A 15,470-nucleotide genomic window follows, 5' to 3' on the forward strand; every position below is an offset into this window, starting at 1 on the left:
TCACCATGAAACGAATTATATTTTTACCGGTCATCTCACTTTGCGTTGGCACCCTATTTAGCCAACCCCTGCTCAATCGGCCGCCATCGCTCCCCCCCGCACCTGCTCAACCCACCAGCACCTTCGTTGCCAGCAGCCAGACAGACCAACTGCAACTGATTCGTGGCAACGCGATGCTCGGCAAATTTCTTGGCTTTGACCCTGAAAAAGGACTCCAGTGGAATCATCCGGATATTAAACCCGATTTACTCACCATTCCCACAGACCGAATCAGTCGTATTGATTTTGCCACCAAACCGGTCCCAGCCAACTCCAAATCCCATGATGGAATCATCGAGTTTGCAAATGGAGACCGGCTCATCGGTGATGTTCTGGGAATGGAAGGCACCAAACTCCGCATCAACACTTGGTACGCGGGCGAGCTGGCGGTGGACCGCAGCGCTATCAGAACCCTTTCGCCAGGCATCATCGCTGGGTCCTCATTGTATTCGGTGCCTGTCTCGGTCAAGGATTGGAAGGAAACGCGCACCGGTTCATTAGGGTGGAAATTCGCCAATGGCGGCTTTGATTCCACGGCGAGCGGCCCGGTGATCGGCCGCAGCTTCCCCAAAATGCCCGCCAAGGCACGGGTAGAATTCGATCTTGAGTGGAAACGCGGTAGCCCGAGCGTTTACATCGGTTTCATGACCGACACCCTCACTTCGTACAGCGGGGGCAATTGCTACAGCATCCGCCTTACCGGCAGTTCAGTTTATATTTATCGGTACGCAAAGGTGAACGGCGGAACCCGAAGCCAACGCCTGCAACCCTCCAGCCGAAGTTACAGCTTCGGCAGCGGCCCCAAGAAAGTACGCATAGGCCTTTGCCACGATGCTTCGAAACGGACAGTCGCCGTAATCGTCAACGGAAAACTTGTGGGTGAATGGAGAGACACGCTGGCCGGTGCGCCACCCTTAAGTAACGGCCTGAACTTTTCCTCGCGGACCAGCAACCCGATGCGGATCAGCCGCCTCACCATCAGCCCATGGAGCGGCAACCTACCGGGAACCGGCAACGTCGCCGCCGCGGCCGGCGCAAAAGAAGATTTTGTCATGTTCGCTAACGACGACAGCATCACCGGGAAACTACAATCCATTGACAAAGAAATAATGAAATTTAAGTCCACCGCCTTTGGCGATGTAAATATCCCGCTAACAAAAGTGGGGTCGATCTATTTCGCACGCGATACGATTGTTACTCCTCCAGTCCCTGTGGATTCGGTGCGCGCCACGCTAATGGGCAGTAGCCGCATCACTGGCATCATCAAGGCGTGGAAAGGCAAACAAGTTACTCTGACTAGTCCCATCTTTGGCGAAGCCACGTTTGATGCGAGCATTTTCCGGCAGGTGCAATTCAATCTCGGTAAACCTCGAAGCGCATCCACAAACCCAAGCAAACCCAGCATCAGTTTCAACCAGATTCCAGAGGGCGATGTAGATCCGATTGGAATCGACGCCATCCAACTCAACCGCCGTGAAGTGCCGCCGGATGTCATCAGACGCCTGAAGGAAGTGCAAGGCCTCCAACGCGCCTTTCCGCGCAGGCGATAATTCCATTGATGGGTCTCCACCCCTGCCCGAATTAATCCCTGACGTCGATCGCTTCCCTCTCCCGCTTCTATTTGCTAGACTGTCTTCAGCATGGCATTTGATTCGTTTCGTGATTTTGTAAATCGGTTGGAAGCTGAAGGGGAGTTGCGGCGCATTTCCGCGCCCGTGGCCACGGAATTAGAAATCACCGAGGTGGCCGATCGCGAGATGAAAAGGCCCGGCGGCGGTCAGGCGCTCCTCTTTGAACACCCCACCGTCAATGGCAAGCCAAGCCCCATCCCGCTGGCCATCAATACGTACGGCAGCGAAAAACGTATGGCGATGGTGCTCGGTCGCGATAGCGTTGAAGATGCCGCCGCCGAACTCAACAAGCTGGTCAAAGCCAAGCCCCCCACCTCTTTCGGCGAAACATTCAACCTCCTCGGCACCGCCCTGGATCTCCGCCACGCTAAACCAACGAATGTAAAAAGTGGCCCGTGCAAAGAGGTCATTCATAAATTTGAGGACTCAGAAGACAGGAGGCAAAATCCCTCAACTCTCAACGCTCAACTTTCAACTCTCCTAAATTTCCCAATTCAACAATGCTGGCCCAAAGACGCCGGACGCTTCCTCACCCTTCCCTGCGTTGTCACCCACGACCCTGATACCGGCGATCGCAATCTCGGGATGTATCGCATGCAGGTTTTTGACGACCAAACCACTGCCCTCCATTGGCAGTTGCAAAAAGTCGCCGCCCGCCACGGTCGCCGCTATTATGAAAAAGGCGAACGCATGCCCGTCAGTGTTTTCCTTGGCGGCGATCCCGTTTACGCCTTCTGCGCCAGTGCGCCGTTGCCCGATGGGCTGGATGAATTGCTGCTCGCTGGTTGGCTGCGCAAGAAATCCGTGCCATTGATCAAATGCGAAACCAACGACCTCAAGGTGCCCGCCGATGCGGATATCGTCCTCGAAGGCTACGTGGACCCCACCGAACCTCTTCGCGACGAAGGCCCCTTTGGCGATCACACCGGCTACTACACCTTGCCCGAGCCTTACCCCGCCTTTCACCTCACCGCCATCACCCATCGCAAGGATGCCATTTATCCGAGCACCATCGTTGGCCAACCGCCGATGGAGGATTTCCATCTCGGCGGTGCCAGCGTCCGGCTATTCCTGCCGATTCTAAAAATGAATTTCCCGGAGTTGGTCGACCTTGCCCTCCCCGCCGAAGGCGTCTTTCACAACCTCGTTTTCGTCAGCATCAAAAAAACCTATCCGATGCAGGCCTATAAAATCATGCACGGCCTTTGGGGCGCGGGCCAAATGATGTTTGCCAAATACATTATCGTAGTTGATGAAGACGTGAACGTGCACGACACCAGCGAAGTCCTCTTCCGCCTCGGCGCCTGCACCGACCCCCAACGTGACGCTCTCTTTTCCCGCGGGCCCGCTGACGTCCTTGACCATGCGACTACTGAAATGGCCATCGGCAGCAAATTGGGCCTCGACGCCACGCATAAACTTCCCGGCGAATCCGGTTTCCACCGCGAATGGCCACCAATTATCACGATGGACGAGGCCGTGAAGAAAAACGTCGATTCCATTTTGAACAACCAACAAAACAAATAAATCCATCCGTATGCGAAAACTACTCATCACCACCCTGTTGTTGTTCACCGCATGGAATTCGCATGCCGCAAAACCCAACATTCTCATTATCCTTGTTGACGATCTCGGCTACGGCGACCTCTCCAGCTACGGCGCGACCGACCTCAAATCGCCCGCAATTGATTCGCTGATGGCCGCCGGGATGCGCTTCGATTCCTTTTACGCAAACTGCCCCGTGTGCAGCCCCACGCGCGCGGCATTGCTCAGTGGCACGTACCCGGATCTTGTTGGCGTGCCGGGCGTCATTCGCACGCACCCGGTAAACAACTGGGGTTGGCTCTCACCCAAAGCCGTGTTGCTCCCCAAGCCGCTCAAAACTGCCGGCTATCACACCGCCATCGTCGGCAAATGGCATCTTGGCCTTGAATCGCCTAATCGCCCCAATGAACGCGGTTTCGATTATTTCAAGGGGTTCCTCTGTGACATGATTGATGACTATTACAAACACCGCCGCCACGGCATAAATTATTTCCGCGAAAACGAAAAGGAAATCGACCCGCCCGGTCACGCCACCGATCTCTTCACCGAATGGGCCATTGATTATCTCAACCATCAAAAAGGAGGGAAGAAACCCTTCTTCCTCTACCTCGCTTATAACGCACCGCACACGCCCATCCAGCCTCCAGCTGATTGGTTGGCCAAAGTTAAGGCACGCGAAAAAAACATCACCGACCCACGCGCCAAACTCGTGGCACTCATTGAACACATGGATGATGGCATCGGCAAAGTGGTGGCCGCACTCAAAGCAAACGGCCAATACGAAAACACGCTCATCATGTTCAGCAGTGACAACGGCGGCCAGCTCAACGTCGGTGCCCAATGCGGCAACCATCGTGGCGGCAAACAGGACATGTACGAAGGCGGCCTCAAAGTCCCCGCCTGTGCCGTCTGGCCGGGGCGCATCCAACCCGGCTCGCGCAGTCAATTGCCCGCGCTTTCGATGGATCTTTATCCCACTGCCTGTGTGGTAGCCGGAGCGAAAGTGCCCGACTATGTTGAAGGCGTAAGCATCCTCCCGACATTCCTTGGCAAACCCCAAACATTGAAACGTGATATGATTTTTGTACGGCGCGAGGGTGGGCGTTTATATAACGGTCAGGATTATCATGCCTTGCGAAGAGGAGATTGGAAACTGGTCCACAACCGACCCGACGAACCCCTTCAGCTCTACAATCTTGCCACCGATCCGCTGGAGAAAAATAATTTGGCCGCCACCGAGCCTCAAAAATACAACGAACTTAAAAACACGCTCCGGGAACATTTTCAGCGTGCCGGTCAAGTGCCTTGGCAAAGGCCGTCCAAGTAAGGTAAACTCCCTGTCCGGCTGTTGCGGAAAACCAGCCGACTACGGGGTGAACGGGCAAAGCAAAACCGCAATGAAATTTTCAACATTTAACGACGCCACCGATGCGGTGAGGCAAATGATTCGCAGTGGCGAAGGCGATTTCAATCAATTGGCACTGGCGCTATTTGCACTCCAAAAAGAACACGTACCGGCCTATCGCGACCTCTGCCAAACAAAGCCAGTTACCGCAACCCATTGGAGAGAGATCCCGACCGTGCCGACCACCGCGTTTCGGGACTTAGAAATCACCAGCCTTTCTCCCGAAACACGCACAACGGTGTTTCATTCAAGCGGCACCACCGGCGCAGCCCATAGCCGTCACTGGCACAACGCATTATCGTTGGCCGTTTATGAAACATCATTGCGGATTGGGATTGAAAAATATTTAAGGCCAAAAGATTGCCAAATCCTGACGCTCACCCCTCCGCCCAATGAGGCGCCGCATTCATCGCTTTCACACATGGCTGCCACGGTGCACCCAAGCGTGATCTTCGGCGGATGCATCACGGACACCGGATGGTCCATCAATCACGAGAACACCCAACGCACTTGCAAAAAAGCAATCCAAACCCAAACCCCACTACTGATCATAGGCCCGGCATTTTCATTTGTGCATTGGCTGGATCAATTGGATTCGCCCATTGCATTGCCCACAGGCTCGCGCGTGATGGAAACAGGCGGATACAAAGGCCGCTCACGGGAACTATCAAAAACTGAATTACATGAATTGATTTCCAATAACCTCGGCGTAACCCACAATCACATCGTTTGTGAATACGGAATGTGCGAATTGAGCTCCCAAGCTTATGATCGAATTGTGGGGGAGCAAACCGCCCGCACCTTCACCTTCCCCGCCTGGGCTCGCTCTCGCGTAATTTCCAGTGAAACAGGATCCGAGGTGGATGACGGCAACACCGGATTGCTGCAAGTTTTTGACCTAGCCAACATCCGCTCCGTGCTAGCCATCCAAACCGGTGACATAGCAGTACGTCGCGGCGAAGGATTTGAACTTATTGGGCGTGCAACTCAATCCGATCCGCGCGGCTGTTCGCTGGCGTTGGCAGAAAGCTAACCTGATGGATCTGCCAAACTATTTCATCATCGACACCCAACCGGAGGCGCCTCTTTCACCGCAGTTGATCACCGAAGCGTGCCGCCAACTCAAACGCAACCGAATTCAATATTTGCGAGACTTCCCAACCGCGCACACCATTACATTGCTTGCTCAACTAGCAGAAAACTGGCAGGACGCGCTTTACCCATTCCGTATAAAGGCACTAAAAGCCGGGCAACAATCCACCGGTTTTTCTCCCGAGAGTTTAGCCCGCGGATTGGATGAATTTTTTGCGCGCATTACCGAAGACAGTTTACACAATCTTGTTACACAGGAACTCGGCGACCCGCGGCGGCTCGATGCTCCCCTGAGCACCTCCGAAGAACGCTCTGAAAATCGATCCGCCTTTGCCCGCGGTCCGGAGCTGATCGGCCACATCACCGCCGGCAATCTCCCCTGCCCTACTTTAATGAGCCTGATCCACGGACTACTGGTTGGCTCGGCACAGTTCGTAAAATGTGCAGAAAACGCGGGCTTTATCCCGCGCCTTTTTGCTCATTCAATTTACCACACTCACGCCAAGCTCGGCTCATGCATTGAGCTCGCACGTTGGTCAGGCGGGGATGATCCATTAGAAAAAGCGCTCTTCGATGAGGCCGATTGCGTGATGGCCGTGGGCCGCGATGAGACACTTGAGGCCATCCGCACGCGCCTCCCCAATGGAAAACAATTTCTCAGCCACGGCCACCGTGTCAGCTTCGGATACATCCACAAACATTGCCTTTCGCGCGCGATGGCCCGCGAGCTGGCAGCCAATGCGGCGCGCGACGTGGCGGCGTGGAACCAGCTCGGCTGCCTGTCGCCTCATGTATTTTATGTGGAATGCGATGGAGCGGTTCGGCCGGAACAGTTCGCCGAAATGTTGTCCGAGGCAATTTGCCAACTGGAGCAAACCGAACCGCGCGGTGCAATCAGCGAAGCCGAAGCAGGTGACATTGCCCATCGACGCTCCTGTTATGAAATCCGTGAAGCCCACACCGGCGATGTGCGCCAATGGAAAAGTGAAGACACCACGGCATGGACGGTGGTCTTTGAAGAGGAACCTCAATTCTCAGCATCCTGTATGAACCGTTTCGTTCACGTGAAAAGCACCTCTGATATTGATGCAACCCTCCGCGCGGCCGAGATGGTTCGCGGACAGGCTTCCACCGTCGGCCTCGCCGCACCCAAAAACGAAGCGGAAGAAATCGTGATCAAACTCGCTCACTGGGGCGTGACCCGCGTGTGCCCGATCGGCCAAATGCAAAACCCACCCGTTGGCTGGCGTCACGATGGTCGGCCGACATTGGGCGATTTGGTCACGTGGACTGATTGGGAAATGTAAATTTATGATTATGGAATTACGAAAAACATTTCAGTTCGAAGCAGCCCACTCGCTGCCCAATCTCCCGCCAGAACACAAATGCGCCCGGCTGCACGGGCACAGTTTTAAGGTGGAAATCATTGTCACCGGCGAATGCGACCCCAAATTCGGATGGGTAATGGACTACGCTGACATCAGCGGCGCATTCGATCCAATCTGGAAGCAACTCGACCACTTTCATCTCAATGAAATCAATGGCCTTGAAAACCCAACCAGTGAAAACATCGCGATATGGATCTGGGACCACCTCAAACCTCGATTGCCGTTACTCACCGGCATCGAAGTAGCAGAAACCTGCAATGCGCGTTGTGTTTATCGTGGCAAATAATTAAACTCCGTCATGGCCACGCGGTATGCTCACGTAAACATCATCGCCAATGACTGGCGCATGCTAAGTCATTTTTACGAAACGGTGTTCGACTGTGAGCCGTGGAGCAGCGAACGCGATCATCACGGGCCACATATTGATGCACTCACCGGTATGCCGGGAGCCCGGGTTCAGGGGCGGCATTTGCGTGTGCCCGGGCATGGCGAAAATGGCCCCACGATTGAAATTTTTACCTTCGCCGACAATGGCGAAAATTATCCGAAACCCCTCAACCGCCCCGGGTTGGCACACCTCGCTTTTGAAGTGGATGATGTGGAGGCCACGCGCGCACAAATCAAATCATTGGGAGGAAGGGATTACGGCGAACTCGTCACCATTGACATTCCTGGTGCCGGCCGCCTCACGTTGCTTTACATGACCGATCCGGAAGGCAACATCGTTGAATTGCAAAAATGGCATCACGACCCAGACTCCGCCTAATCCGCATTGCCCCACTGCTGGTTTTACTGTAAAACCTCCCGACCGAATGAAGACTCCCTTTTTCCTTTTGGCCATGGTGCTGATCACCACCACCGTTACGTCCAGCGCGCAATTGCCGCCACCCAATCCAAAACCCATTTCCGGCGCACGACATCCGGCCCTGAGCCCGGATGGCAAGCGGTTAGCTTTTGTCTATCGCGGCGATATTTGGATTTCAAACTCCACCGGCGGAAGAGCGATCCCGGTCACCTCCCATCTCGCCCTCGACGCCTATCCCGTGTTCTCCCCCGATGGAAACTGGATTGCATTCGGCAGCCGTCGTCACGGGCAATGGGACGTCTTTGTAATTCCCTCGCTCGGCGGCACCGCACGGCAATTGACGTGGCACAGCGGAAACGAGCTTCCCTTCGGTTGGAACAGCGACAGCAGTCGCATTTGCTTCACCGCCCGACGTGATGACATGAGATACGGAATCTACACTGTGGACGTCTCCACTTTTCGTTCTGAATTGCTCTGCGAAGATTACGCCCCGATGCAATACCCGCGGTGGTCGCCCAACGGCAAAACGATGGTCTACGGCCGCTACGGCATGCCCTGGTATCGCGCACGCTATACGGGTTCCGCCGCAGCAGAAATTTGGGTGTTGAATCTTGCAACCCAAGAGCGCAAAAAAATTCGCGGGAACGGGCATCAACATTTATATACACAATTCCTCCCGGATGGCCGACTGCTCACGGTGACCACCGGCGAAGCCACCCCTTCCGCGCCCAAGCTCAATGAACAACTTGGCAAATTTACGGACAATGATAAACGCACCCCTAATCTTTGGACGGTCGATGCAAATGGAAAAGCAACACAACTCACTCACTTCATCGGCGATGGCGTCCGTTACCCATCGGTGTCCATGAATACGGGAGATGTTGCATTCGAATACGGTCACCAAATTTGGCTGCTCAAAAAAGGCCAGGCAAACGCCAAACCAATTTCAATAATCGCCCTCACTGATCACAAGCAAAGCCCGCGGCGGCGCGAAACCCTTAAAGACGGCGTCACAGAAGCCGAACCGGCACCCGATGGCAAGAGCATGATTTTCGGCCTCAAAGGTGACATTTGGCAAATCCCCATCGCCAAGCCCACCGGGGTCGCTCGCGGTACTGCAGAGCAAGCCCGACGACTCACGCGCTGGCCGGGTGATGACTCCGATTTTTCGTGGGGTAAAGACAGTAAAAAAATCTACTTCACCTCCGACCGCGAAAACAACACACGCATTTATGAACTCAATTTAGAAACCCAAAAACTGCGACCCTTATGGAACCGCAAGGAGGACGTGGTTCGCTTACGAGTTGCCCCCGACGGCAAGCATCTTTTCTTTTGGATGGCCGGCCCCGAAGGCGGGCTGCAGCGCCTAACGCTCGCCGATGAAAAACTCAAAACCATCGTCAAACTCCCCGGCACTCACGTCCGCGGTCGCGGCGGGATTGAATATGAATGGTCACCGGACAACCAGTGGATTGCGTACACCACCCGCACCGGCGACAGCTCATACAACATTTGGATCGTGCCCGCCGATGGCGGCGAAGCGGTTAATGTTACCCGCCTTAATGCGTTCCACAGCGACCCGACCTGGTCGAAAGACGGAAAATATTTGTACTTTCAAAGCGATCGTGATGGGGAAGGACTCTACCGGCTCGCGTTGAAACCGGATGCTTTTCGAATTTCAGATGTCGACATGAAATTCCAAAAACCATCCAAACCTGTAAACGTTGATATCGATTTCGATGGCATCCACCGGCGCATCATCAAGATGTCCTCTCAGAACCCGAGCTCCGATCTCATCGCCGCCAATGACGGGAAAATATATTTTTTGGCACGAGGTGACATTTACAGCGTGTCATATGATGGCCGTGAAACCAAGAAAATCACCACCGGCGGACAACGCGTTGCCTTTCGTGTTATGAAGGATGGCCGCAAGACCACCTTTATGAAGAGCGGTGAAATGTTTATCGGAAGAATTGATGGCGGGCCAGAATCCAAAATCACCTTCAAGGCCGACTGGGTGAACGATATTAATGCCGAACGCATGGCGGCATTCAATGCGTTTTGGAAAACATTTCACCATCGGTTTTACGATGCTAACTTTCACGGTCGTGACTGGGATGCGCTACGCATTAAATATCTCAAACGCATGGGAAGCGTGGATACTCCGATGGAGTTTTCCACCCTATTGCAAATGATGGTCGGCGAATTGGAGGCATCCCACACAGAAGTCAGTGCGCCCCCGGAATCCGCTAAGCCCAGCACGCCCCATCTCGGATTCACCATTGATCACACCCACCGCGGTTTGGGGTTAAAAATAAAAACAGTTCCGAAGGGCGCACCGGGTTCGTTTGAAAAAACCAGGATCAAACCTGATGAATATGTCATTTCAATTGACGGCTCCATGGTGGACGCCAATGAACGCTTGTACAGCCTTCTTAACGCACGGGGGAATCGTATCGTCGAGTTTTTAGTAAACGACAAGCCACACAAAAGCGGCGCGCGCAAAGTACGCTACCAACTAATGTCGCAAACGGAATGGACTGATTTAAATTATAAAAACCGTGTATCCGCTACCCGCCGCAAAGTGGAAACCGCCAGCAAGGGCAAGATTGGGTATCTACATATCGCCGCGATGAGCTCCACAGATAAAACCCGGTTTGAGCGTGAAGCCTACGAATACATCCTTGGCAAGGACGCAATGATTTTGGATGTGCGCAACAATCGCGGCGGCAACATTTCCGACACCCTGATTGACTGGCTCGAACGCAAGCCGCATGGCATTTATCAATCACGCGATCTATCTCCCGAAGTAGCACCCTACCGTGTCTGGAATAAACGCGTCATCGTTCTGATGAACGAGCACAGCTATTCAAACGGTGAAATGTTCCCGTACGCCATGCGCCAACGCGGCCTTACTGAAAAGATAGTAGGCATCGCCACCCCGGGCTATGTGATTTGGACTTCAGGATTCTCATTGCCCGGCGGTTTCAAAGCCCGCATCCCGGGCAAAGCCGTTTATCGTATGGATGGCTCCAATATGGAAAATAACGGCGAGAAACCGGACGTGCGCGTGTGGATCACACCCGACGAATGGGCTGCCGGAAAAGACCCTCAACTGGTAAAAGCGCTGGAATTGCTTGAACCCAAGCCCGCCACAATAAAACCGTGAACCAGCCAACGGACACGGAACTCATCCGGCTATGGCGCGATGAGCCCGCGCCGTTGCTGCCTTTGCTGCACGCATTTCAGAATCGTGATGGATGGCTGAGCGAGAATTCATTGCGCAGTATTTCCGAGGGCCTGAAAATTCCACTAGCGGAGTTGTTCGGTACCGTCACGTTTTATCATCACTTTTCCCGGAAAGAAAACGGGCAAAACAAACCGCGCGTGTGCGATGGGCCGGTATGCCGTTTTCGAGGGACGCAAAATATACTGGAATCATTAGACGCCAAACCCATGCCCTGCGCTGGTCGGTGCGATGGGCCGATCCCTGTTCTCAAAGGAAATCAAGTGCTTATCGGTTGCGAAGCGAATGACTTGAACCTGTTACCCTCGCCTTTACCGCCGCCCAATCCCAGCGGGATTGAGGAATGCGTATTCGCGCACATTCGCGAGGAGGGCCGCGCCACGATTGAGGGCTATCAAAAAACCGGCGGATACGAAGCACTCGAAAAAACATTGACCGATTCGCCTGAATCTTTAGTGGCACTCATCACTGAAAGCAAACTCGCCGGCCGTGGCGGCGCGGGATTTCCTACGGGTAAAAAATGGGAAATGGTCGCTCAAGCGGAAGGCCATCCAAAGACCATCGTTTGTAACGCGGATGAAGGTGAGCCAGGCTGCTTTAAAGATCGCGCGTTGCTGGACTACGACCCGCACGCCACCTTGGAAGGAATGATTCTCGCCGCGTACGCCACCGGCGCAACGCGCGGTTTCATTTACTTGCGCTACGAATATCCCGACACGATGGGCACCCTCGAGCGCGCCATCGCGGAAGCAAAAACCGCTGGATTGCTCGGCCAAAACATCGCCGGCAAAGAGGGATTTGATTTTGAAATTCATATTCGACGCGGGGCGGGTGCTTATATTTGCGGCGAGGAAGGTTCGCTGCTCAACAGCCTCGAAGGCAAACATCCCTTCCCGCGCAATCGCCCGCCCTTCCCCGTCACACACGGCTTTGAAAATTTACCCACGGCGGTTAACAACGTGGAAACTTTTTCCGCCGTGCCACCCATCGTAAACCACGGCGCGAATTGGTATCAATCGCTCGGCCTCGGCGGGCACGCCGGCACCAAAGCCATCAGCCTTTCCGGTGACATTCAACGTCCCGGCAATTACGAAATACCCTTTGGTCTACCTCTCAAAACACTCCTGTACGATTGGGCTGGCGGACCGCTCGCGAGGCAATCCATCCAAGCCGTGAGTATGGCCGGATTGTCCGGCGGATTTCTCGGCGGCAGCGATCTCGACGAAGTCACGCTCGACGAACCCTCCATCCGCTCCAAAGGCGCATTTCTTGGCGCAGCGGGCATAATGGTTTTTGATGACCGCCGCAACATGGTCGATGTCGCCCACAATGCAATGGCCTTTTTTGCGGAAGAATCCTGCGGCAAATGTTTTCCCTGCCGCATCGGCACCCAACGCCTCACCGAACGCCTCAATGGTTCCGCCAGTGCTGCCACGGAGATCGAATGGCACAGCGAGGTTGATGACATCGGCGACACAATGATGGCCACCAGCGCGTGTGGCCTCGGGATGGCTGCGCCCAACATTACGCGCAGTTTGCAAAAATATTTTCCCGATCAAGTCTCCACACACTTGCAATCAGTTTCCCAATAACGACAATCCGCAAAATGAACGCAACGGCTGAAATCAAAACACAAACGCTGACACTCGATGGAGACGAAGTGCCATTTCGTGAAGGCGAAACGATTTACGAAGTCGCCCAACGCGCCGGACGCGAAGTCCCGACTTTGTGTTATGATGCACGCCTCGAAGCTTTCGGAGCGTGCCGATTATGCGTCGTACAATTAGAAGGCGCGCGCAACCCCGTCGCCTCCTGCACCACACCCGCCGAGGCCGGAATGGTGGTGCACACTTCCACCGAGGCGATAGAGAAACACCGACGCACGCTTCTGGAATTGGTCGCCTCAGAAAACCCTGATTCCACCATCGACCCACTGCGCGGATTTGCTTCACAGGAATTGAACGTGTTGCTCGATCGACACGAAGTACAGCCCGGTCGTTTTACGGGGGAGCATTCAGGCACAACCAGTGGCGACGACAATCCGTTTATCCTGCGCGATTATGATCATTGCATTTCCTGCTACCGTTGCGTGCGCGTGTGCGCAGAGCAGGAGGGCGACCACGCGATCACGATGATGAATCGTGGATTTGATAAACAAATCACCGCCGAGTTCAACAACCGCCTCAAGGAAAGCGCCTGCACCTTCTGCGGCCAATGCGTGCAAACCTGCCCCACCGGCGCGCTGGGCGACCGCAAAGCAATGCGCGCGGAATCCCTGCCAGGTAAGCTGGAAAAGACGCGCAGCGTGTGCCCGTACTGCGGGGTTGGATGCCAAGTGGATTTGCTTTCTAAAGAAGACAAATTGGTTGGGATTCAACCCGCGATGGATGGCCCCGCCAACGAAGGCGCGCTCTGCATCAAAGGCCAATTCGCATTCGATTTCGTGCAGCACGACGATCGCCTCACGAAACCACTCGTGCGCGGCGACGATGGCGAACTTCACGAAGTGGATTGGAACACCGCACTGGATCGCGCCGCCGAGGGCTTCCGCAAAGCGCTCGAGGAACACGGCCGCCACGCGATTTACGGTGTGGCTTCTGGCCGCGCACCCAGTGAGGCCGCGTATACGATGCAGAAATTTATCCGCGCTGGGTTTGGTACGAATCAGATTGATAATTGTAGTCGTGCTTGACACGCCCCCACGGTCGCCGGTCTGGCGGCCACCATCGGGCGCGGAGCTATGTCCAACCCCCTCGCGGACATGGACAAACCGGACGTAATTTTCTGCATCGGCACCAATATGACCGAGTGCCATCCGGTCGCTGCCACGCGCATTAAAAAAGCCCTCAAGCGCGGCGCAAAAATGATCGTCGCCGATCCCCGCAAAATCCCGCTCGCGGGAATGGCGCACCTGTATTTGCCTTTACGTGTGGGCTCGGATGTCGCGTTGCTGCTCGGCATGGCGCACGTAATTTCCCGAGAAAATTTGACGGATAAAACGTTCATCGCCGAACGCACAAAAGGCGCCAATGAATTTCTTGAGCACCTGAAAAACTTTACTCCCGAATGGGCCGCCGAAATCACCGGGCTCAACCCCACTGACATCGAGGAAGCCGCACGGTTGTACGGCGGCGCGGATCGCGGTGCGATCTTTTACACACTCGGCATCACCGAGCACATTTGCGGCGTGGATAATGTGCAGAGCCTTTGTAATCTTGCGTTGATGACCGGGAACCTCGGACGCGAAGGCACAGGCATCAATCCCATGCGCGGGCAAAACAACATTCAAGGCGCAGGTGATTCCGGCGCGGTGCCGGCTAATTATCCCGGCTTTCAACCAGTGAATGATCCCGATTGCCAAAAGAAATTTGCAAAACTTTATGGCCGTGCGATTGATGCAGAAAAAGGCATCACCAAAGTCACTGCCCTGAATGAATGCGGCAAATCTATCCACGCGATGATTATCAATGGCGAGAACACCGTGGTGTCCGACCCCGACCGCGCCCATTGCCAACACGCGCTCGAGTCGCTCAACCATCTCGTGCTCATCGATATTTTCCGCACTGAAACCGCCGAGCTGGCCGATGTGGTTTTACCCGCCACTGCCTTTGGCGAAACCGATGGCGTGTGTGTGAACACCGAACGCCGCGTACAGCGCCTCCGTCAGGCCGTGCCGCCGCAGGGCGAAGCGCAACCGGATTGGTGGATTGTTTCACAAATTGCCCAGCGACTCGACATCCCCGGTTTCGAATTTGAATCTGCCAAAGATGTTTTCAATGAACTCTGCGATCTTTCGCCAATCTACGCGGGGCTCGATTGGGACCGCATCGAAAACGCCGAGTACCAATGGCCCGTGCCGGAAAATGATCATCCCGGCACACCGATACTGCACGAAGGTGAATTCAAAAACGGCCGCGGCCTGTTCAGCATTATCAACTACCGCGACCCCGCCGAGGTGGTGGACGACAAATATCCTCTATGGCTCACCACCGGTCGCCGACTGCAAGCCTACCACACGCGCACGCAAACCGGGCGCTCAACGGGCATCGATTATTTATTGAATGAAGAATCACTGGAGGTTCACCCGGATGACCTCACTGCACTTCAACTCACTGATGGCGGTTTTGCCAACCTCACCAGCCGTCGCGGCACCGTAAAAATTCGCGTGCGTGCCTCCGGCCAATCACCACCCGGCACGGTATTTTGTAGCTTCAGTTTCAACGACGTCCCCGTGAATATCCTCACCGGCTCCGGCTACGATCCCATCACCGAAACCGCTGAACTGAAAGTCTGCGCCGTGCGCGTGGAACCGGCATAA

11 protein-coding genes are annotated in these 15,470 nt (G+C 54.7%); all 11 read left to right on the forward strand.

What is annotated here, in order from left to right; all coding sequences use genetic code 11:
* The first annotated feature begins 5 nt into the window (after window positions 1-5).
* Entirely contained in the window at window positions 6-1,589 is a 1,584-nt protein-coding gene (locus H8E27_04815; protein MBC8324928.1) for a hypothetical protein, read from the forward strand.
* A 90-nt stretch (window positions 1,590-1,679) separates the two neighbouring features.
* On the forward strand, window positions 1,680-3,197 hold the full coding sequence (locus H8E27_04820) for a menaquinone biosynthesis decarboxylase (protein MBC8324929.1): 1,518 nt from the start codon (window positions 1,680-1,682) through the stop codon (window positions 3,195-3,197).
* Between the two features lie 10 nt (window positions 3,198-3,207).
* Window positions 3,208-4,542: a sulfatase-like hydrolase/transferase gene (locus H8E27_04825; GenBank protein ID MBC8324930.1), complete on the forward strand. Its 1,335-nt coding sequence runs from the start codon at window positions 3,208-3,210 to the stop codon at window positions 4,540-4,542.
* Window positions 4,543-4,612: 70 nt separating this feature from the next.
* Window positions 4,613-5,653 carry a hypothetical protein gene (locus tag H8E27_04830; GenBank protein MBC8324931.1) on the forward strand — a complete coding sequence of 347 codons (1,041 nt, stop codon included), beginning with the start codon at window positions 4,613-4,615 and terminating at the stop codon, window positions 5,651-5,653.
* Window positions 5,654-5,657: 4 nt separating this feature from the next.
* A complete protein-coding gene (locus H8E27_04835) occupies window positions 5,658-7,019 on the forward strand; it encodes a hypothetical protein (GenBank protein MBC8324932.1) in 1,362 nt (453 codons plus the stop codon).
* Between the two features lie 4 nt (window positions 7,020-7,023).
* A complete protein-coding gene (gene queD / locus H8E27_04840; protein MBC8324933.1) occupies window positions 7,024-7,386 on the forward strand; it encodes a 6-carboxytetrahydropterin synthase QueD in 363 nt (120 codons plus the stop codon).
* A 12-nt stretch (window positions 7,387-7,398) separates the two neighbouring features.
* Window positions 7,399-7,866 (forward strand): VOC family protein, encoded by a 468-nt coding sequence (locus H8E27_04845; protein MBC8324934.1) that lies wholly within the window; start codon window positions 7,399-7,401, stop codon window positions 7,864-7,866.
* A 46-nt stretch (window positions 7,867-7,912) separates the two neighbouring features.
* Entirely contained in the window at window positions 7,913-11,074 is a 3,162-nt protein-coding gene (locus H8E27_04850) for a PD40 domain-containing protein (protein MBC8324935.1), read from the forward strand.
* Window positions 11,071-12,744 carry an NAD(P)H-dependent oxidoreductase subunit E gene (locus tag H8E27_04855; protein ID MBC8324936.1) on the forward strand — a complete coding sequence of 558 codons (1,674 nt, stop codon included), beginning with the start codon at window positions 11,071-11,073 and terminating at the stop codon, window positions 12,742-12,744. The genes H8E27_04850 and H8E27_04855 overlap by 4 nt, the downstream gene beginning before the upstream one ends.
* 14 nt (window positions 12,745-12,758) lie before the next feature.
* Window positions 12,759-13,844, forward strand: a complete 1,086-nt coding sequence (locus H8E27_04860) for a (2Fe-2S)-binding protein (protein ID MBC8324937.1) — start codon at window positions 12,759-12,761, stop codon at window positions 13,842-13,844.
* Window positions 13,845-13,892: 48 nt separating this feature from the next.
* Window positions 13,893-15,470 (forward strand): molybdopterin-dependent oxidoreductase, encoded by a 1,578-nt coding sequence (locus H8E27_04865; protein ID MBC8324938.1) that lies wholly within the window; start codon window positions 13,893-13,895, stop codon window positions 15,468-15,470.

The organism is Limisphaerales bacterium (assembly GCA_014382585.1).
Lineage (GTDB): Bacteria > Verrucomicrobiota > Verrucomicrobiia > Limisphaerales > UBA1100 > JACNJL01.

Excerpts from the sequence above, each read along its gene's own strand:
- H8E27_04850 (MBC8324935.1), top strand. The coding sequence starts at position 7,913 with ATGAAGACTCCCTTTTTCCTTTTGGCCATGGTGCTGATCACCACCACC.
- H8E27_04825 (MBC8324930.1), top strand. The coding sequence starts at position 3,208 with ATGCGAAAACTACTCATCACCACCCTGTTGTTGTTCACCGCATGGAAT.
- H8E27_04830 (MBC8324931.1), top strand. The coding sequence starts at position 4,613 with ATGAAATTTTCAACATTTAACGACGCCACCGATGCGGTGAGGCAAATG.
- H8E27_04820 (MBC8324929.1), top strand. The coding sequence starts at position 1,680 with ATGGCATTTGATTCGTTTCGTGATTTTGTAAATCGGTTGGAAGCTGAA.
- queD (MBC8324933.1), top strand. The coding sequence starts at position 7,024 with ATGATTATGGAATTACGAAAAACATTTCAGTTCGAAGCAGCCCACTCG.
- H8E27_04845 (MBC8324934.1), top strand. The coding sequence starts at position 7,399 with ATGGCCACGCGGTATGCTCACGTAAACATCATCGCCAATGACTGGCGC.
- H8E27_04815 (MBC8324928.1), top strand. The coding sequence starts at position 6 with ATGAAACGAATTATATTTTTACCGGTCATCTCACTTTGCGTTGGCACC.
- H8E27_04835 (MBC8324932.1), top strand. The coding sequence starts at position 5,658 with ATGGATCTGCCAAACTATTTCATCATCGACACCCAACCGGAGGCGCCT.
- H8E27_04865 (MBC8324938.1), top strand. The coding sequence starts at position 13,893 with ATGTCCAACCCCCTCGCGGACATGGACAAACCGGACGTAATTTTCTGC.
- H8E27_04860 (MBC8324937.1), top strand. The coding sequence starts at position 12,759 with ATGAACGCAACGGCTGAAATCAAAACACAAACGCTGACACTCGATGGA.